This window comes from Pilimelia columellifera subsp. columellifera (assembly GCF_039532605.1).
In the GTDB taxonomy this organism is placed as follows: Bacteria; Actinomycetota; Actinomycetes; order Mycobacteriales; family Micromonosporaceae; genus Pilimelia; species Pilimelia columellifera.
In genome coordinates, this window is record NZ_BAAARY010000004.1 from 87,451 (window position 1) to 104,690 (window position 17,240).

General features: G+C 72.3%; 19 protein-coding genes. 8 read left to right on the forward strand and 11 right to left on the reverse strand.

The genetic code is table 11. The features are described 5' to 3' along the window. Positions 1 to 2 precede the first annotated feature (2 nt). On the forward strand, positions 3 to 812 hold the full coding sequence (locus ABD287_RS06055) for a carbohydrate-binding protein (RefSeq protein ID WP_344169541.1): 810 nt from the start codon (positions 3 to 5) through the stop codon (positions 810 to 812). A gap of 4 nt (positions 813 to 816) precedes the next feature. On the opposite strand, the gene ABD287_RS06060 is transcribed toward ABD287_RS06055, so the two are convergent. From ABD287_RS06060 to pyk, 3 genes are all read right to left on the reverse strand, one after another. Next, positions 817 to 1,707, reverse strand: a complete 891-nt coding sequence (locus tag ABD287_RS06060) for a sulfite exporter TauE/SafE family protein (RefSeq protein WP_344169544.1) — start codon at positions 1,705 to 1,707, stop codon at positions 817 to 819. A gap of 167 nt (positions 1,708 to 1,874) precedes the next feature. Continuing rightward, a complete protein-coding gene (locus ABD287_RS06065) occupies positions 1,875 to 2,756 on the reverse strand; it encodes an acyl-CoA thioesterase (protein WP_344169547.1) in 882 nt (293 codons plus the stop codon). Positions 2,757 to 2,795: 39 nt separating this feature from the next. Beyond that, positions 2,796 to 4,229, reverse strand: a complete 1,434-nt coding sequence (pyk, locus tag ABD287_RS06070; RefSeq protein WP_344169874.1) for a pyruvate kinase — start codon at positions 4,227 to 4,229, stop codon at positions 2,796 to 2,798. 120 nt (positions 4,230 to 4,349) lie between these two features. Between pyk and ABD287_RS06075 the strand changes: the two genes are divergently transcribed. Genes ABD287_RS06075 through ABD287_RS06085 form a run of 3 tightly spaced genes read left to right on the forward strand, consistent with a single transcriptional unit; the run spans position 4,350 to position 7,085 of the window. Continuing rightward, positions 4,350 to 5,453: an LD-carboxypeptidase gene (locus tag ABD287_RS06075; protein WP_344169550.1), complete on the forward strand. Its 1,104-nt coding sequence runs from the start codon at positions 4,350 to 4,352 to the stop codon at positions 5,451 to 5,453. A gap of 7 nt (positions 5,454 to 5,460) precedes the next feature. Next, entirely contained in the window at positions 5,461 to 5,826 is a 366-nt protein-coding gene (locus ABD287_RS06080; RefSeq protein WP_344169553.1) for a hypothetical protein, read from the forward strand. Further along, positions 5,823 to 7,085, forward strand: a complete 1,263-nt coding sequence (locus ABD287_RS06085) for an AAA family ATPase (protein WP_344169556.1) — start codon at positions 5,823 to 5,825, stop codon at positions 7,083 to 7,085. Before ABD287_RS06080 ends, ABD287_RS06085 begins: the two co-directional genes overlap by 4 nt. Here the strand turns inward: ABD287_RS06085 and lgt are convergent. From lgt to hisI, 7 genes are all read right to left on the reverse strand, one after another. Continuing rightward, the gene (gene lgt / locus ABD287_RS06090; protein WP_344169878.1) at positions 7,045 to 8,058 is read right to left on the reverse strand and encodes a prolipoprotein diacylglyceryl transferase; all 1,014 of its coding nucleotides are present in this window, start codon (positions 8,056 to 8,058) and stop codon (positions 7,045 to 7,047) included. The two genes, ABD287_RS06085 and lgt, sit on opposite strands and share 41 nt — an antisense overlap. 57 nt (positions 8,059 to 8,115) lie before the next feature. Beyond that, positions 8,116 to 8,919 (reverse strand): tryptophan synthase subunit alpha, encoded by an 804-nt coding sequence (gene trpA / locus ABD287_RS06095; RefSeq protein ID WP_344169559.1) that lies wholly within the window; start codon positions 8,917 to 8,919, stop codon positions 8,116 to 8,118. Further along, positions 8,916 to 10,139: a tryptophan synthase subunit beta gene (gene trpB, locus ABD287_RS06100; RefSeq protein WP_344169562.1), complete on the reverse strand. Its 1,224-nt coding sequence runs from the start codon at positions 10,137 to 10,139 to the stop codon at positions 8,916 to 8,918. Before trpB ends, trpA begins: the two co-directional genes overlap by 4 nt. After that, positions 10,136 to 10,939, reverse strand: a complete 804-nt coding sequence (gene trpC / locus ABD287_RS06105; protein WP_344169881.1) for an indole-3-glycerol phosphate synthase TrpC — start codon at positions 10,937 to 10,939, stop codon at positions 10,136 to 10,138. The genes trpB and trpC overlap by 4 nt, the downstream gene beginning before the upstream one ends. 217 nt (positions 10,940 to 11,156) lie before the next feature. Further along, positions 11,157 to 11,708 (reverse strand): Trp biosynthesis-associated membrane protein, encoded by a 552-nt coding sequence (locus tag ABD287_RS06110; RefSeq protein WP_344169565.1) that lies wholly within the window; start codon positions 11,706 to 11,708, stop codon positions 11,157 to 11,159. Further along, entirely contained in the window at positions 11,705 to 13,243 is a 1,539-nt protein-coding gene (locus tag ABD287_RS06115) for an anthranilate synthase component I (protein ID WP_344169568.1), read from the reverse strand. The genes ABD287_RS06110 and ABD287_RS06115 overlap by 4 nt, the downstream gene beginning before the upstream one ends. Continuing rightward, positions 13,240 to 13,674 (reverse strand): phosphoribosyl-AMP cyclohydrolase, encoded by a 435-nt coding sequence (gene hisI / locus ABD287_RS06120; RefSeq protein WP_344169571.1) that lies wholly within the window; start codon positions 13,672 to 13,674, stop codon positions 13,240 to 13,242. Before hisI ends, ABD287_RS06115 begins: the two co-directional genes overlap by 4 nt. A gap of 111 nt (positions 13,675 to 13,785) precedes the next feature. Between hisI and ABD287_RS06125 the strand changes: the two genes are divergently transcribed. From ABD287_RS06125 to ABD287_RS06135, 3 genes are read left to right on the forward strand one after another with little or no spacing between them, the layout of a single operon-like run. Further along, positions 13,786 to 14,544 (forward strand): ABC transporter ATP-binding protein, encoded by a 759-nt coding sequence (locus tag ABD287_RS06125; protein ID WP_344169574.1) that lies wholly within the window; start codon positions 13,786 to 13,788, stop codon positions 14,542 to 14,544. Beyond that, positions 14,544 to 15,281 carry an ABC transporter permease gene (locus tag ABD287_RS06130; RefSeq protein WP_344169577.1) on the forward strand — a complete coding sequence of 246 codons (738 nt, stop codon included), beginning with the start codon at positions 14,544 to 14,546 and terminating at the stop codon, positions 15,279 to 15,281. The genes ABD287_RS06125 and ABD287_RS06130 overlap by 1 nt, the downstream gene beginning before the upstream one ends. A gap of 22 nt (positions 15,282 to 15,303) precedes the next feature. Further along, positions 15,304 to 15,921 carry a TetR/AcrR family transcriptional regulator gene (locus tag ABD287_RS06135; protein WP_344169580.1) on the forward strand — a complete coding sequence of 206 codons (618 nt, stop codon included), beginning with the start codon at positions 15,304 to 15,306 and terminating at the stop codon, positions 15,919 to 15,921. Positions 15,922 to 15,934: 13 nt separating this feature from the next. On the opposite strand, the gene ABD287_RS06140 is transcribed toward ABD287_RS06135, so the two are convergent. Continuing rightward, complete coding sequence (locus ABD287_RS06140; RefSeq protein WP_344169583.1) at positions 15,935 to 16,480, reverse strand: hypothetical protein; 546 nt, start codon at positions 16,478 to 16,480, stop codon at positions 15,935 to 15,937. A gap of 135 nt (positions 16,481 to 16,615) precedes the next feature. Here ABD287_RS06140 and rpsD point away from each other — a divergent pair, with 135 nt between their 5' ends. Then, positions 16,616 to 17,224, forward strand: a complete 609-nt coding sequence (gene rpsD / locus ABD287_RS06145) for a 30S ribosomal protein S4 (protein WP_344169586.1) — start codon at positions 16,616 to 16,618, stop codon at positions 17,222 to 17,224. Positions 17,225 to 17,240: the final 16 nt, after the last annotated feature.

Below are 17,240 nucleotides of genomic sequence, written 5' to 3' on the forward strand. Positions count from 1 at the left end.
ACATGAACGACTCCACCGACGCCGGCCGCCGCCGCACCAACCCAGCCCGCACGCGCCCGGCGCGCGACGCCGGCCAGCCCACGCCATCGCGCCCGGCCACCGGGCGGGGCCCCGTCCGCGGTGACGCGATGCCCGGCGCCCACCGCTCGCAACGACGGTTCGCCACCACCGCCATGCTCCTCACCGGGGCGGTCGCCGCCACAGCCGTCGCCGTGTCCGCCGGTCTGCTCCTGCGCAGTCAGGTCACCACCAACGCGGTCGCCCCCACCGACCCGCCGACCGCGGCCGGGTTCCCGACGGCGCCGGAGCCAGGCCAGGCCAGCCCCGATGACGTGCTGCCCACCCCCAGCCCCTCACCGAGCAGAAAGCGCAGCCCCACGAAAGCCAAGCCCAAACCCAGCCGCGCCGCCGCCCGCGCCGGAGCCGATCCGGTCAACGTGAGCATCGAGGCTGAGGCTGCCCGCAACGGCTTCCGCGGCGGCGTGAACCTTTTCAGCCAGCAGAACGCCTCCGGCGGAGTCATCGTCGGCAACCTCGGCCGGGGCAACTCGCTCGACGTCCGGGCCAGCGTGCCGGCCGCCGGAGAGCACCGGGTCACCATCTTCTACGTGAGCCAGGAGAGCCGCAGGGCGGCCATCAGCATCAACGGCGCCGACATCGGCCAGGTCCAACTACCCGCGTTCGCCACCAACCCGGTGATCGTCCGGTCCGTGTCCCTGCCGATGACGATGCGCTCGGGCGACAACACGATCAACATCGGGAACCCGGTCGACCGGGCCCCGGCGGTCGACCGGGTGCTCGTCGTCCGCTGACCGGCTACACCGGCGCCGGCTGCGGCTCAGGCGCCGGCGTCGGCGCCACACGCCGCATCACCCGCACCGCCAACGTCAACGCCATGAGCCACGCCACCGCGAGCCCCGCGTACACGGCCACCCAGACGATGAGCGCCGGGTCGACCAGCGCCAGCAACACCCGGGCGTTCGTCAGCAGAATCATGCCGCCGACGACGACCCCGAGGACCTGCGCCGGCATGATCCGCACCAGCCAGGCGGCCACCGGCGCGGCGATCAGACCGCCGAGCAGCAGCGCGCCGACCATCGGCAACAGAAACCCGCCACGCCCCAGCCCCAGGACGAAGCCGACGCTGGCCGCGATCGCCACGATCACCTCGGCGGCGCCCACCGAGCCGATCACCTTGCGGGGCTCCATGTGCCCGTGCGCCAACAGCGACGGCGTCGCCACCGGCCCCCACCCGCCGCCACCGGTGGCATCCACGAAACCAGCGACCAGGCCCAGCGGGGCCAGCAGCCGGGCGCCGGCCCGGGTGCGGCGGCCCGGTCCCAGCGGTCGGGCGAACCGGGCCAGCAGCAGGACCCCGAGCGTGAACAGAATGGCCGCCATCCAGGGCGCCGCGACCGCCGTGCTCAGCGAGCTGAGGACGGTGGCGCCCAGGAACGCCCCAAGAGCGCCGGGCAGCGCGATCCGGCGCAGGACATGCCAGTCGATGTTGCCGAAGCGCCAGTGGGACACCCCCGCGGCCAGCGCGGTGCCGATCTCGGCCAGATGCACCGACGCCGACGCGGACGCCGGCGCGACGCCGGCCAGCAGCAGCAGGCTCGTCGAGGTCATTCCATAGCCCATACCGAGAGCGCCGTCGACCAACTGCGCCGTGAGCCCGACCAAGGCCAGCACCACTAAGCTACGCATCGGCACCTCCGCCTCGCCGGCCGGTCCGGTCGCCTGCGGCCTGTCCCCGACCCCACATGATGACCATGCGTGCCGTTGTCGGGACAGTCAGTTCCGGATCTTTCGAGCGTGGCGCCCGGGAAGACAGCGCGTCAATGACCTCCGGGTCAGGTTCACCCCCCGGACGCTCAGCCGCCGACGCGACGGAGCAGACCCTCCTGGACGGCGCTGCCGATGTGCTGGCCATCGGCGGTGAAGAATCGTCCGGTCGCCAGCCCACGCGCCCCGTGGGCGCTCGGCGACGAGCACGCGTACAGGAACCATTCGTCGGCGCGGAAGGGCCGGTGGAACCACATGGCGTGATCCAGGCTTGCGCCGACCACCCCGCCCGGGCCCCACGACTCGCCGTGGAAGCTCAGGACCGAATCCAACAACGTCAGGTCGGAGGCGTAGGCGAGGGCGCAGACGTGGATGAGCGGGTCATCCGGCAGCCTGCCGTCGAACCGCATCCAGACGTTCTGCTGCGGGGCACGGGGGCGGTCGCCCGGCGGTACCCAACCCGACTCCCCCACGTACCGGACGTCGATCGGCCGCGGCAGCAACGACCAGAAACCGAGCCGCTCCGGGTACTCCGCCAGGCGTTCGACCATCGTCGGCAGCTCGTCCGGCGGCGGCACGTCGACCGGGCCCGGCAGCTGATGGTCAAGCGCCCGCTCGACCCGCTGGAACGAGGCCGACATGAAGAAGATCGTGCGACCGTGCTGGACGGCCACACAGCGCCGCACCGAGAACGAACGCCCGTCCCGGATGCTCTCGACCTGGTACTCGATCGGCTCCAGCGGATCCCCCGGCCGCACGAAGTACCCGTGCAAAGAGTGAACGTGCCGGGACGGGTCAACCTCCCGACCCGCCGCTACCAGCGCCTGCGCCGCGACCTGACCGCCGTAGACCCGCTGCGGGCCCACCAGCGGGCTCACGCCCCGGTACACGCCGTCGCCCAGACGCTCCAGGTCAAGAACCTTCAGTAGCTGGTCGACGGCCTCCTGGCCGGACGCTGGCGTGCCGCTCACGGTGCCCCCTTCAACTCGCCGGTCCCCACCCGCCCACGCTCAGGTGGGGGTGACGAGGGAGCCTAGGCGGTGCACCCGCAGCGTGTTCGTCGAGCCCGGAGTGCCCGGCGGGCTGCCGGCCACCACGACCACGTAGTCGCCCGGCTCCGCCCGGCGCAACCCCAGCAGCGACTGGTCCACCTGCTGGAACATGTCGTCGGTGTGCTCCACATACGGGACCAGGAACGACTCCACCCCCCACGACAACGCCAGCTGGTTACGGACCTCGTCGGTGGTCGTGAACGCCAGCAACGGCAGGTGGCAGTGGAGCCGGGCCAGTCTGCGGACCGTGTCCCCGGTCTGGCTGAACGCCACCAACGCCTTCGCCTCGATCGAACGGGCGATCTGCACCGCGGCCACCGTGATCGCGCTGCCCCGGGGACGGGTGTCGTGGCTCAACCGGGGAACCGCCAGCGAACCGGCCTCGGTGGTCTCGATGATCCGGGCCATCGTCTGCACGGTGAGCTGCGGATACCTGCCGACGCTTGTCTCCCCCGAGAGCATCACCGCGTCAGCGCCGTCCAGGACGGCGTTCGCCACGTCCGACGCCTCCGCCCGGGTCGGCCGGGCGTTCTCGATCATCGAGTCGAGCATCTGGGTGGCGACGATCACCGGCTTGGCGTGCTCGCGGCACAACTGCACCGCACGCTTCTGCACCAACGGCACCTGCTCCAGCGGCAGCTCGACCCCCAGGTCGCCGCGGGCCACCATGATGCCGTCGAACGCCTTGACGATCGCCTCCAGGTCGGCAACCGCTTCCGGCTTCTCCACCTTCGCCAGAACCGGACGTCGGACCCCGACCTCGTCCATGACCGCGTGCACGAGGTGGATGTCGGCCGCGGAGCGGACGAACGACAACGCCACCAGGTCAGCGCCCACGCTCAGCGCGAACTTCAGGTCAGTGATGTCCTTCTCCGACAACGCCGGCACGCTCACCGCCACGTTCGGCAGCGACACACCCTTGTGATTCGAGACCGGGCCGCCCTCGGTGACCAGGCAGATGATGTCCGGCCCCGAGACGTTGAGGACCTCTACGGCCACCTTGCCGTCGTCGATGAGCAGCCGGTCGCCGACCTTCACCTCGCTGGGCAGCTCCCGGTAGGTGCACGACACCCGGTCGTGGACGCCCATGACGTCGTCGCTGGTGATCACGACCGTGTCGCCGGTGTTCCACATGGCCGACCCGTCGGCGAACTTGCCAAGGCGGATCTTCGGTCCCTGGAGGTCGGCCAGCACCCCGACCGGCTTTCCGGTGTCGGCCGACACTGCCCGGACCAGCTTGAGGACCTGCTCGTGGTCAGCGTGGCTGCCATGGCTGAAATTCAGCCGGGCCACATCCATCCCCGCCCCGACGAGACCCTTGAGGGACTCCTCGCTGGCGGTCGCCGGGCCGATGGTGCAGACAATCTTCGCGCGTCTGGTCACACCGGCCAGGCTATCCCGCCGCGGGCAAACGCGCGGGTCGGCCGGGCAAGCGCCGTCTGAACATCCGACGTTCGCCAGGCAGTGCCGCCTTCGTGGCCGACGTGGCCGGTCCGAGGGTTGAATGGCGGGATGCGCCCTGACTTCGTCACTCCGGCACCGTTGGTCGCGGGCGACCGCGTCGGGGTCCTCTCCCCCTCGTTCGCGGCGCCAGGGGTGTTCCCCGCCGTTCATGACCTCGCGATGCGCCGGCTCCGGGACGAGTTCGGCCTGGAACCGGTGGAGTATCCGACGACGCGCCGGGTGGGCGCATCGCCGCGTGACCGGGCAGCGGATCTTCTGGCCGCGTTCGCCGATCCGACAGTACGGGCGGTGTTGGCGACGATCGGCGGCGAGGACCAGCTAACCGTCCTGCCGTACCTCGACCCGGATATCGTCACGGCCAACCCCAAGCCGTTCCTCGGGTACAGCGACAACACGAACCTGCTCAACTGGCTCTGGAATCTCGGCGTGGTCAGCTATCACGGCGGGTCCACCATGGTGCACCTCGGACGGGGCGGCGGTGTCCACCCGGTGTCCGGCGGATCGCTGCGCGACGTGCTGTTCACCCGCGGGGACCGCGAGCTGAGCCAGGTCGACGCGTTCATCGAGGACGAGCTGGACTGGGACGACGCCGCGTCGCTGGACGCCACCGCGCCGACGGTCCCGGCTCCGGGGTGGACCTGGCACCAGCCGGACCGGGTGGTCACCGCCCCGACCTGGGGTGGGAACCTGGAGATTCTGCACTGGAACCTGGCCGCGGACCGGTGGATCCGACCCGCGGACGACTACGCCGGCTGTGTGCTGCTGTTGGAGACCTCCGAGGAGATGCCGTCCGCTGACGAGGTGTTCCGGATGCTGCGCAACGCCGGCGAACGTGGCCTGCTGGGGCAGTTCCCGGCGGTTCTGGTCGCCGTGGCCAAAGCCAGCAACCTGCGCCGCGACGCCACCATGGACCAGCGGCGCCGGTACCGCGCCGGGCAGCGGGAGGCGGTGTTGCGTGCCCTGGCTATGTACAACCCGTCGGCGATGGCGGTCTTCGATGTCGACTTCGGGCACACCGACCCGCAGTGGATCCTGCCGTACGGAGGCTCGGTGACCGTCGACGGTCCGGCGCGTCGCGTCATCGCCCACTACGGACCGCCAGGACCGAAACGCAGCCTCGGCAACGCTGTCCCGGCGCCCGTTGGGCCATGATGAGCAGATGGGTCGAACGGCGCGGATCGTGGTGTGGGCGACGGGCGCTGCGCTGCTGGCGCTGGCCGCCGTGTTCTGGCAGCTGGGCCCGGTGATCGGCAACTACCCGGCGCAGGCGCTGGGCGCCCTGGCCGGCGTCGCCGGGGTGGGCGTGGCGGTGTGGGCGACACTGCGCGGCGGCCAGCCCCCGACCCGGCGGGTGACCCGATCGGGTGACGGCATCACGATCGGAAGCGACAACACGGTCGTCACAGGCGCGGTCGGGGGTGACGGCGGGGTATCGGTGAAGGACAGCGGCGACGGCGTCACGATCGGGACTGGCAGCACGGTCGTCACGGGCGCGGGCGCAGTCGAGGGTGACAGCGGGCGATGAGCGACGGGCCGGCCCGTCCGTGGTGGCGCCGCAGAGCCGGCGACGGCCGAACGGTGGTCAGCCGCAGCGGCGGGGTCATCGTCCACGGTGACAACAACGTGGTCGTCACGGGCGCCGTGACGCTGGCCGTCGACTCGGCGATCAGCAAAGAGATCGCGAAGGCGGCTGAGGAGCTGGCCGACGCCGAACGGCTCGTCGAGCAGCTGCGCGGCCGGGAGTCGGAGCTGCTGAGGCAGGTCGCCGACGCGACCCGGGAACGGGACGACCTGCGGGAGCGGCTGGCGCGGGTCATCGGGCAGCTCGCCGAGTCGCGGGCGAACGCGCGCGAGTTCCAGGAGCGGCTGGCCGAGCGGATCGCCCTGGCCGGACAGTGCGGCCACGCCGAGCAGCAGGTCGAGGCGGTGAGCGCCGAGCTGGCGAGAGTACGGGACCTGTTGGAGCGACAGACGCGGCGACGCGACGCCATCCGGCCCCGGCACACCGCGCTGGCCCAGGCCGGGCCGTACGTCAAGGAGCTGACCCGACGCGATCAGACGCTCGCCTGGACGCTGGTGGTCATGGCGGTTGGCGCGGTCGCCATGGTGCTGTACGACCTCAGCTCGGACGCCGCCGTCGCCTTCGGCATGGTAGCGACGCCACTGGCCGCGGTGGTGATCGTCGGCGAGGCGGCGTACCGGCGCCGGGGCACCGCGGCGCTGACGATCATGATCCCGACGTTGGGCGCATTCTGGCTGTCGACCGGCGACCTCGTCGGCGTCCTGACCGTCGGGTGCTCGCTGGCGGTGGCGTTGGTGGTCATTGTGGACTACCGCAGCCGTCACCGCGGAAAGAACACCGCCGCCGCGACGGACCGGGCCCGTCGGGTCACCGGCCGGGTGATCATCGCGGTGGCCGCGGCGATGCCGGTGGCGGCGGTGGGCGCGGCGCTGGCCGGCGCCGCCGCGGCGGGGTGGGCCTACGCGGCGTTCCTCATCGCCTTCACCGGCGTGGTCGCGCAGACCACCTGGGAGCCGGACCTGCGCGCCCGGCAGGTCGGCGCCGGCGCCGGGCTGCTCTTCGCGGCCATCGAGACGCTGGCGACCGTGGAGCGGATGGCATCGGGGAGCGTCGTCCCGGACACCGCGGCCGGCCCGGCAGGGGCCGAGGTGACCGCGTCGATGGCGCTGACCGCGCTGACGCTGTTCGGCGTGCTCGCCGCCCTGGCCATCGCCGCGTTCGTCATGACATTCGACCTCCGGGCGCCGCGCCGTCGTCGGTAGGGCCCGCCGGGTCAGCCGACGACGGCTGTTCAGCTGGCGTGGGCTGGTCAGCCGCGACGGGAGTCCACGCCGCGTTCGTCGCGGCGGCGTGGAACTGCGCCTCGGTGACGACCTGATAAGGGGCGCCCGGCTTGGCCTCGGCGGGCGGAAGCAGAAACTCCTGCGGTCCCCTGACCCGCAGGAAGTAGACGAGCGCGCCGACGAACACCAGGACCGACACCCACACGTTGACCCGCAGGCCGAGGATCTCGTTCGCCGGGTCCGAGCGCATCAGCTCGATCCAGAACCGGCCGACGGTGTAGCCCATCGCGTACAGGGCGAACGCTCTTCCTCGGCCGAGCTTGAAGCGGCGGTCGGACACCAGGACCAGGACGGCGACGCCGAAGTTCCACACCAGCTCGTACAGGAAGGTGGGGTGGTACAGGTCTGGCAGGGCCACCGCCTTGCCGTCGGGGCCGGCGAGCGCGCGGCCGCCGACCATCTGGTGGATGGTCAGGCCCCACGGCAGCGACGTGACGCCACCGTACAGCTCGTTGTTGAACCAGTTGCCCAGCCGGCCGATCGCCTGCGCCACCGGCAGCCCGGGGGCGAGCGCGTCGGCGAAGACCGTCAGCGGGATGCCGATCTGCCGGCACCCCAGCCACGCCCCGACGGCCCCGCCGGCCACGGCCCCCCAGATGCCCAGGCCGCCCTCCCACAGGTACAGCGCCTTGACCGGGTCGCCGCCGGGCCCGAAGTACCCCTGCCAGGAGGTGACCACGTGGTACAGCCGGGCGCCGACGATGCCGAACGGGACGGCCCACACGGCCACGTCCAGGACGGCGTTCTTGGGCGCGCCGCGGCGGTTGAGCCGCCGGTCGGTGATCAGCGCGGCGGCGACGATGCCGGCCACGATGCACAGCGCGTAGGCGCGGATCGGCACCGGGCCCAAGTGCCAGATGGAGGTGGTGGGGCTGGGAATGGCGGCAAGCATCACGAGCGCACACGCTACCTGCGCGGGCCGGACCGCGAGAGCAGGGGCGGACGGGTGTCAGCGCCGGGAGCGCCGCACCCCGTCGGCCAGCTCCGTCGACAGGGCGCGCAGGTCGTCCAGGCCGGTCCTCGGATCGGGCGCGTCGAGCAGGCGCCGGATGAGAGCGCTGCCCACGATCACCCCGTCGGCGTAGGCGCCGACAGCCGCGGCCTGGTCGCCGTCGCGCACGCCCAGGCCGACGGCGACGGCGATGTCCTGGTCGACCTTGCGGACCCGCGCGACCAGCTCGGGCGCGGCGCTGGAGGTCTGCTCGCGGGCGCCGGTGACGCCCATGACCGCGGTGGCGTAGACGAAACCGCGGCAGTGCCGGGTCGTCATCTCCAGGCGCTCGTCGGTGGAGGACGGGGCGACCAGGAACACCCGGTCGAGATTGTGGGCGTCGGAGGCGGCCAGCCACTCGCCGGCCTCGTCAGGGATGAGGTCCGGGGTGATGAGGCCGACGCCGCCGGCGGCGGCGAAGTCGCGGGCGAAGCGGTCCACGCCGTACTTCTCGATCGGGTTCCAGTAGGTCATCATCGCTACCGGGGCGCCGGCGGCGGCCACCGACTCGACGATCCGCAGCACGTCATGCACACGGAAACCGCCGGCCAGGGCGATGTCGCTGGCCTTCTGGATGACCGGGCCGTCCATCACCGGGTCGGAGTACGGCAGCTCCACCTCGATGATGTCGACGCCGGCCTCGACCATGGCGGTCATCGCCGCGATGCTGCCGTCAACGGTGGGGAAACCGGCGGGCATGCAGCCGACGACCAGGGCGCGGCCCTCCGCCCGGCCGGCGGCGAAAGCCGCGGTCAGGCTCATCGGGCGCTCCGTTCGTCGAGCAGGCCGAAGTACGCGCCGGCGGTGTGCATGTCCTTGTCGCCGCGACCGGACAGGTTCACCACGATGGTCGGCGGGCGGCCCAGCTCGGCCGAAAGCTCGGGGACGATTCGCAGCGCCCCGGCAAGCGCGTGCGCGCTCTCGATCGCCGGGATGATGCCCTCCAGCCGGCACAGCAGCTGGAACGCGGCCATCGCCTCGGCATCGGTGACGGGCTGGTAGCTGGCGCGGCCGGTGTCGTGCAGCCAGGCGTGCTCCGGGCCGACGCCGGGGTAGTCCAGCCCGGCGGAGATGGAGTGCGACTCGACGGTCTGGCCGTCGTCGTCCTGGAGCACGTAGGTGCGGGCGCCGTGCAGGACGCCGGAGCTGCCGCCGGTGATGCTGGCGGCGTGCCGACCGGTGTCGAGGCCGTCGCCGCCGGCCTCGAATCCGTAGAGGCGCACCGCGGCGTCCGGCACGAAGGCGTGGAAGATGCCGATGGCGTTGGAGCCGCCGCCGACGCAGGCCGCCACGGCGTCGGGCAGGCCGTCGAGCTGCTCCAGGCACTGGGCGCGCGCCTCGACGCCGATGCCGGAGACGAAGTCGCGCACGATCTCCGGGAACGGGGCCGGGCCGGCGGCCGTGCCGAGCAGGTAGTGAGTGTTCCCGACGCTGCTCACCCAGTCCCGCATGGCTTCGTTGAGGGCGTCCTTGAGGGTGCGGGAGCCATTGCTGACCGGGACGACGGTGGCGCCGAGCATCCGCATCCGGGCGACGTTGAGCTGCTGGCGCTCAGTGTCGACCTCGCCCATGTAGACGACGCACTCCAGGTCGAGCAGGGCGGCGGCGGTGGCGCTGGCCACCCCGTGCTGGCCCGCGCCGGTCTCGGCGATGACCCGGGGCTTGCCCATCCGCTTGGCCAGCAACGCCTGACCCAACACGTTACGGATCTTGTGGGCGCCGGTGTGGTTGAGGTCCTCGCGCTTGAGCAGGATCCGGGCCCCGGCGTGCGCGGACAGCCGCGCGGCGGGGTAGAGCCGGGACGGGCAGCCAGCGTAGTCGTGCAGCAGGCGCGCGAAGTCGGCGGTGAAGGTCGGGTCGGCCTTGGCGGATCGGTAGGCGGCGTCCAGCTCGTCGAGGGCGGCGATGAGCGCCTCGGGGACGAATCGACCGCCGTACCGGCCGAAGTGGCCGGTGACGTCGGGCTGCGCTACGGCGCTCACAGCGTGGGCCTCGGGGTGGCCGGGTGGCTGCCGGCGGTGACCATCTCGGCGACCGCGTCCCGGGGGCTCTTGTGGGTGACCAGGCCCTCGCCGACGAGGACGGCGTCGGCGCCGCAGGAGGCGTAGCGGATGAGGTCGTGCGGGCCGCGGACCCCCGACTCAGCGATCTTGACAACGCTGGCCGGCAGCCCCGGGGCGATCTTCTCGAAGACGGTGCGGTCGACCTCCAGGGTCTGCAAATTCCGGGCGTTGACCCCGATGACCTTCGCGCCGGCGTCGAGGGCCCGGTCGGCCTCCTCGACGGTGTGCACCTCGACCAGAGCGGTCATGCCGAGGGACTCGATCCGCTCCAGCAGGCCCACCAGCGCGTTCTGCTCCAACGCCGCGACGATGAGCAGGACCAGGTCGGCGCCGTGGGCGCGGGCCTCGTGCACCTGGTAACTGGAGACCACGAAGTCCTTGCGCAGCAGCGGGATGTCGATGGCGGCGCGGACGGCGGCCAGGTCGGCCAGCGAACCGCCGAACCAACGACCCTCGGTGAGGACGCTGATGGCGCGGGCGCCGCCGGCGGCGTACTGGATGGCCAGCTCGGCCGGGTCGGCGATCTCGGCCAGCGTGCCTTTGGACGGCGACGAGCGCTTCACCTCGGCGATGACGGCCACTCCGGGCTGGCGCAGCGCGGCGAGCGCGTCGATCGGCGGCGGCGCGGCCGCGGCGAGCCGCTTCACCTCGCCCATAGGGAGGTCCCGTTCACGGACGGCGAGGTCCTCGCGGACCCCGGCCAGGATCTGGCTCAGCACGTTGGCGGAACCACCGCCGGACTGTGTCGTTGTCACCAACGGGTCCCCCCTCCGGGTGTCATGGGCCCGATGCTAAGCGCACCCTTCGGGCGACCCTCCACGGGGGTATGGCGTAGCTCACGGTGCGTAGTACTGCATAATGCACGATCTTCGCAAGTCGCCGCAGCTGGGGCGAGCGCAGAGCGGCGAATCGATAACGATGAGTGAGTTGACAGGTTCAGTCGAGCGTCGGGTCCTCGCCACGGTCGAGGGCGGCCCAGGTCTCGGCCGGCCCCTCGGCAGCGCGGCCGTCCCGCGCTCCCGGTGCGCCGGCCGGGCTGCGCTGGTACCGCGCGCCGAGCGTCGGCCAATGTCGCCCGTGACGCGCTGTCACCACGCCGGCGGCCACGAGCGTCGCGCCGGCCACCACGGTGGCCGCCACCCAGACGATCCGCGCGCCATCGGACCAGACGGCCACCGCCCCGATCACGCTCACCGCCCCGGCGACGGCGATCCCGAGCCCGACCACGACCCGCGCCAGCCCGCGCACGGCCAACACCGCGCCGGCCGCCGCCATCGCCGCCCACGCCACCGCCGGCAGCCAGGGCAGCAGCTGCTCCCCGGTCCGCCACTCGGTGGGGTCGGGAAATTCGACGCTCCGGCCGACGGTGACCTGCCGCCACCCGCCGGTGGCGGCGAACAGCAACAACCCGGCCGCGCCGACACAGCCCACGAGGATGAGCGCCATCAACGCGCCGACGCTCCGCCGCCCATCGTCGGGCGCGCTCACCGGACCGGTCGCAGCGTCTCGGCGGCGGCAATCGCCGCGAGCACCGTCGCCGCCTTGTCGCGGGTCTCCTGCTCCTCGGTCGCCGGGTCGGAGTCAGCCACAATCCCGGCCCCGGCCTGGACGTACGCCACCCGGTCCCGGATCAGCGCGGTGCGGATGGCGATGGCCATGTCCAGGTCGCCGCCGAAACTGAAGTACCCGACGGTGCCGCCGTAGACGCCGCGACGCGTCGGCTCCAGCTCCTCGATGATCTCCATGGCGCGGACCTTGGGAGCGCCGGACAGGGTGCCGGCCGGAAACGTCGCGGCGAGCACGTCGAAGGCGGTCCGGTCGGCCCGCGGCTCACCGACGACCGTGGAGACGATGTGCATGATGTGGCTGTACCGCTCCACCTCGGCGAACGCGGTCACGTCGACGCTGCCCGGCTCGCAGACCCGGCCCAGGTCATTGCGTCCCAGGTCGACGAGCATGACGTGCTCGGCCCGTTCCTTCGGGTCCGCGAGCAGCTCGGCGGCGAGCGCCGCGTCCGCGCGCGGAGTGTCCCCGCGCGGCCGGGAGCCGGCGATGGGGTGCAGCATCGCCTGCCGCCGCCCGCCGTCGACGCTGACCTTGACATGCGCCTCCGGCGACGAGCCGACGATGTCGAAGTCGTCGAAGCGCAGCAGGTACATGTAGGGGCTGGGATTGGTGGCCCGCAGGACCCGGTACACGTCGAGCGGGTCGGCCTCGGTGGGCCGGCTGAACCGTTGCGCGACGACGATCTGGAAGCACTCACCGGCCCGGATCGCCTCCTTCGCCGCCTCGACGGCCTTCGGGTACTCGCCGGCCGGGGTGCGGCTGACGACCCCGGCGAACGGGTCGGCGCCGCCGCCGGGGACCGATGACACCAGCGGCGGCGTCGGCCGCGACAACGCCCCGGTCATCGCGTCGAGCCGGCCGACGGCCTGGTGGTACGCGGCGGCGGTGGCGGCGTCGTCGGCGTCAGGGGCCAGGACCGCGTTGGCGATGAGGATGGCGGCGCCGGTGTAGTGGTCGAGCGCGACGAGGTCGGTGGCGAGCATCATGCCCAGCTCGGGGACGGCCAGCTCGTCGACGGCCAGCTCGGGCAGGCGTTCGAAGCGGCGCACGGTGTCGTAGGACAGGTAGCCGACCATGCCGCCGGTGAGCGGCGGGAGGTGTCCTTCGGGGTCCTCGGGCGAGGCGAGCGCGGCGACGCATTCGCGCAGGGCCGTCAGCGGATCGCCGCCGGCGGGCAGGCCGGCGGGCGGCTCGCCGAGCCAGGCGGCCTGCCCTTCGCGTTCGGTGAGCGTGGCGGCGCTGCGCACGCCGATGAACGAGTAGCGGGACCACGCGGCGCCAGCGCCCTGTTCGGCTGACTCCAGCAGGAAGGTGCCGGGCCCGCCGGCCAGCTTGCGGTAGATGCCGATCGGGGTCTCGCCGTCGGCCAGCAGCCGCCGGATGACCGGAACGACCCGGCGGTCCCTGGCCTGGGCCCGGAACCCGGTGAGGTCCGGGAGGGTGGCGCCGGTGGTCATCGGGGGGCTCCGTTCGTCGGCGAGGGTCGGCGCCCGACCGTAGTGGGCAGCTCGGTGGCGAAGCAGCTTCGCGCGCCAGTGTGGCAGGCCGGGCCGACCTGGTCGACGCTGACGAGCAGCGCGTCGCCGTCGCAGTCCAGCGCGACCGACTTGACGTGCTGGTAATGACCGGAGGTGTTGCCTTTGACCCAGTACTCGCCCCGGCTGCGCGACCAGTAGGTGGCCAGGCCGGTGGTGAGGGTACGGCGCAGCGCCTCGTCGTCCATCCAGGCCAGCATGAGCACTTCGCCGGTGTCGTGTTGGCGGACGACGGCGGCCACCAGCCCGTCAGGGCCGCGGGTCAGCTGCGCGGCGATCCGCGGGTCGAGCGCGGCGGACGGCGGCTGCGGGCTGGGCTCGGGCGGTGTGGGTCGGTTCTCGGTGTCGGCCACAGCGGTGATTTTCCACTACCGGGGCGACGGCGGCGCGTAGGCCTGACTAGCGTTGATTTCATCGGGTGGTGAATTGCCGGCTTCGCCGGCTCAGTCGGAAGTGGAGGCGCGATGGAGAACGCGATCGTCGTCGACGACCTGGTCGTCGACCGGGGGCGGCGCACCGTCCTGCACGGCATCAGCTGCGCCGTGGCGGCCGGCAGCGTCACCGGCCTGCTCGGGCCCAGCGGCAGCGGCAAGACGACCCTCATGCGCGCCATGGTCGGCGTCCAGAAGATCCGCTCAGGCAGCGTCCGGATCCTCGGTCAGCCAGCCGGGAGCGCTCCGTTACGGTCCCAGGTCGGCTACCTCACCCAGGCGCCCAGCGTCTACGCCGACCTCACCGTCCGCGAGAACGCCCGCTACTTCGCCACGCTCGTCGGCCAGGACGCCGCCGAAGCCGACCGGGTGGTGCGTGACGTCGGCCTGGCCGTCGCCGCCGGCCAGCTCGTCGGGAACCTTTCCGGCGGGCAGCGCAGCCGGGCCTCGCTGGCCTGCGCCGTCATCGGACGCCCCCGGCTCCTGGTGCTCGACGAGCCCACCGTCGGCCAGGACCCGGTGCTGCGTGAGGAGCTGTGGCAGCAGTTCCACGCGCTGGCCAGCGGCGGGGCCACCGTCCTGGTATCCAGCCACGTCATGGACGAGGCCGGCCGATGCGAACGGCTGCTGCTCATCCGCGATGGCCACCTCATCGCCGACGACACTCCGTCCGGGGTCCTGGCCTCAGCCGGCGCCGACGACCTGGACGGGGCGTTCCTGCGCCTTATCCAACGCGCCGCCACAGCCACCAGCCCCGCCACCGCCACCGCCACCGACGAAGGAGCGCAGTGATGTCGGCCCGGCTCCTCATCGCCACCACCGCCCGGGTGCTGCGCCAGCTCAGCCACGACCGGCGCACCATCGGACTGCTCGTCGGCGTGCCTACGCTGCTGCTCACCCTGCTGTACTTCATGTTCGACCACGCCGAGGCCACCTTCGACCGGGTGGCGCTGATCATGCTCGGCATCTTCCCGTTCACGATCATGTTCCTGGTGACCAGCATCGCCATGCTGCGCGAACGCACCACCGGCACGTTGGAACGTCTGCTCACCACCCCGTTGGGCAAGCTCGACCTGCTGTTCGCCTACGGAGCGGCGTTCGGCCTGGCGGCGGCCGTCCAGGCGACGATCGCCTCAGCCATCGCCTACTGGCTTCTTGATCTCGACACCGCCGGGCCGGCGTGGCTGGTGGTGCTCATCGCGGTCGTCAACGCCGTGCTCGGGGTGGCGCTGGGGCTGTTCTGCAGCGCCTTCGCCCGCACCGAGTTCCAGGCGGTGCAGTTCATGCCGGTGGTGGTCATCCCGCAGTTCCTGCTGTGTGGGCTGTTCGTGCCGCGCGACCAGATGGTCGGCTGGCTACAGGTGGTAAGCGACGCGCTGCCGTTGTCGTACGCGGTCGAGGCGCTGGGCGAGGTCGGCGCGCACGCCACGCCCACGGCGACGATGTGGCGGGACGTTGCGGTGGTGGCCGCCGGCGTCGTGGTGGCGCTGGCCCTGGCGGCGGCGACCCTCCGCCGTCGCACCGACTGATCACGACCGGCGGGAGGCCCGGATGAGGCGACGCACCGGACGACGATCCGGCAGCCCTGACACCCGGGGCGCGATCCTGACCGCGGCCCGGACGGCGTTCGCCGGACGGGGCTACGACCGGGCATCGATCCGCGGGATCGCCGCGGAGGCGGGCGTGGACCCAGCTCTGGTCCATCACTACTTCGGCACCAAGGACCAGCTCTTTCTGGCCACTCTCGACCTGCCGATCAACCCGGCGGAGCTGATCCCCGCGGCGGTGGCTGGCGGCATCGATGGCGCCGGTCGACGACTGGTGGCGCTGGCGCTGTCAGTGTGGGACTCCCCCGCCGGCGCCGCCGGCGCCGCGCTGCTGCGCTCGGCGATGAGCAGCGAATGGTCGGCCCGCCTGCTACGGGAATTCCTGGTGACACAGGTGCTGCGGCGGGTCTTCGCGCAGCTGGGCATCACCGACGATCCGCAATCCGAGCTGCGAGCAGCGTTGGTCGCTTCCCAACTGGCGGGGCTGGTGATGACCCGTTACCTGCTCCGCTTCGAGCCCCTGGCCAGCGCCGACCCATCGGTGATCGCCGCCGCCGTCGGCCCCACCATCCAGCGGTACCTCACCGACGACCTCGACGTGCCCGCTCCCGCCGCCGACTGAGCGCGGACCCGGCTCAGATGAGGCGGGGCGTCGGGGTCGGGGGCGCGGAGTCGGGGGCGATCCGGGCGCGCAGGCGGGCGAGCTGGCCGGGGCAGGCTGGCGCCGCGGCGGCGAAGTCCTCGGGGACGATGTCGACGGACCGGTCGCCGCGTTCGAGACGGACCTCGGCCAGCTCAAGGCGGTAGAGCGTGACGCCCCGCCCGACATCGAGCAGGTCGCTGAGCGGATGGACGGCGGCGAAGTCGAGCGCGGCGGCCCGGGCGCCCACTCCGGACAACGGGGCGACCCAGCCGCTGAGCCAGACCCGGCCGAGCGACGGCAGATCGGGCTGATCCGGATCGTCGACGATCTCCAACACGGCAGCGACATCGTCCTCGCCGGGCGTCGGGCGCAGGGCGTGGGCGGCGGGACTGTCATCCCTGGCGAGCAGCAGCACAGTGCCGTGCGGGTCGCAGATGTAGCGGGTCAGCTGGGGACTGGGCCGGCAGGCCAGGTAGAGGCTGGCCGGGCGGGTCGCCGCGGCGAGCGCGCGGGCGACAGCAGCGGGGTGGGGCCACATGGGCTGCTCCGTTTCTGGGCCGGGCGATGGCTAGCATGCCGCGGACGTTAGGGTAGCCTGACTAAGGCAAGCCTAACCTATGCCTGAAAAGCTGGCGACCGCTGGTCGCCGCCGGCCTGCGATGGAGACGCACCGATGAACACGCCCCGACCCAAGGCCCGACTGTCCCGGGCGCTCGGCATCCCGCTCACCCGCAAGTGCGTCAAGTACTTCGAGAAGCGGCCCTACCCGCCCGGCGTCCACGGCCGCAGTCGCAAGAAGCCCTCCGACTACCAGGTGCGCCTGTTGGAGAAGCAACGGCTGCGACACCAGTACAACGTCAGCGAGGGGCAACTGCGCCGAACCTTCACCGACGCCGTCCGCGCTCCCGGCAAGACCGGCGAGACGCTCGTCACCCTCCTGGAACGGCGCCTCGACGCCGTCGTCCTGCGATCCGGACTGGCCCGCACCATCTACCAGGCCCGTCAGATGGTCGGCCACGGACACATCACCGTGGACGGCGCCAAGGTCGACCGACCCTCGTACCGGCTACGGCCCGGCCAGGTCGTCGGAGTCCGCGAACGCAGCCGCGCCACGGCGCCGTTCCAGGTGGCCGCGGCCGGCGCCCACGTCGACGGCCCCACCGCGCCATACCTGTCGGTGGCGCTGGCCGACCTGACGGTCACGATCCTGCGGCTGCCGGAGCGTCGGGAGATTCCCGTCCACTGCGACGAGCAGCTCATCGTCGAGTTCTACTCACGCTGACAGCGTCGGGGCGTCG

Excerpts from the sequence above, each read along its gene's own strand:
- ABD287_RS06130 (WP_344169577.1), top strand. The coding sequence starts at position 14,544 with ATGTCGGCCCGGCTCCTCATCGCCACCACCGCCCGGGTGCTGCGCCAG.
- lgt (WP_344169878.1), bottom strand. The coding sequence starts at position 8,058 with ATGCTTGCCGCCATTCCCAGCCCCACCACCTCCATCTGGCACTTGGGC.
- ABD287_RS06080 (WP_344169553.1), top strand. The coding sequence starts at position 5,461 with ATGGGTCGAACGGCGCGGATCGTGGTGTGGGCGACGGGCGCTGCGCTG.
- ABD287_RS06135 (WP_344169580.1), top strand. The coding sequence starts at position 15,304 with ATGAGGCGACGCACCGGACGACGATCCGGCAGCCCTGACACCCGGGGC.
- trpA (WP_344169559.1), bottom strand. The coding sequence starts at position 8,919 with ATGAGCCTGACCGCGGCTTTCGCCGCCGGCCGGGCGGAGGGCCGCGCC.
- ABD287_RS06125 (WP_344169574.1), top strand. The coding sequence starts at position 13,786 with ATGGAGAACGCGATCGTCGTCGACGACCTGGTCGTCGACCGGGGGCGG.
- ABD287_RS06060 (WP_344169544.1), bottom strand. The coding sequence starts at position 1,707 with ATGCGTAGCTTAGTGGTGCTGGCCTTGGTCGGGCTCACGGCGCAGTTG.
- ABD287_RS06115 (WP_344169568.1), bottom strand. The coding sequence starts at position 13,243 with ATGACCACCGGCGCCACCCTCCCGGACCTCACCGGGTTCCGGGCCCAG.
- ABD287_RS06085 (WP_344169556.1), top strand. The coding sequence starts at position 5,823 with ATGAGCGACGGGCCGGCCCGTCCGTGGTGGCGCCGCAGAGCCGGCGAC.
- ABD287_RS06055 (WP_344169541.1), top strand. The coding sequence starts at position 3 with ATGAACGACTCCACCGACGCCGGCCGCCGCCGCACCAACCCAGCCCGC.
- ABD287_RS06140 (WP_344169583.1), bottom strand. The coding sequence starts at position 16,480 with ATGTGGCCCCACCCCGCTGCTGTCGCCCGCGCGCTCGCCGCGGCGACC.
- ABD287_RS06075 (WP_344169550.1), top strand. The coding sequence starts at position 4,350 with ATGCGCCCTGACTTCGTCACTCCGGCACCGTTGGTCGCGGGCGACCGC.
- rpsD (WP_344169586.1), top strand. The coding sequence starts at position 16,616 with ATGAACACGCCCCGACCCAAGGCCCGACTGTCCCGGGCGCTCGGCATC.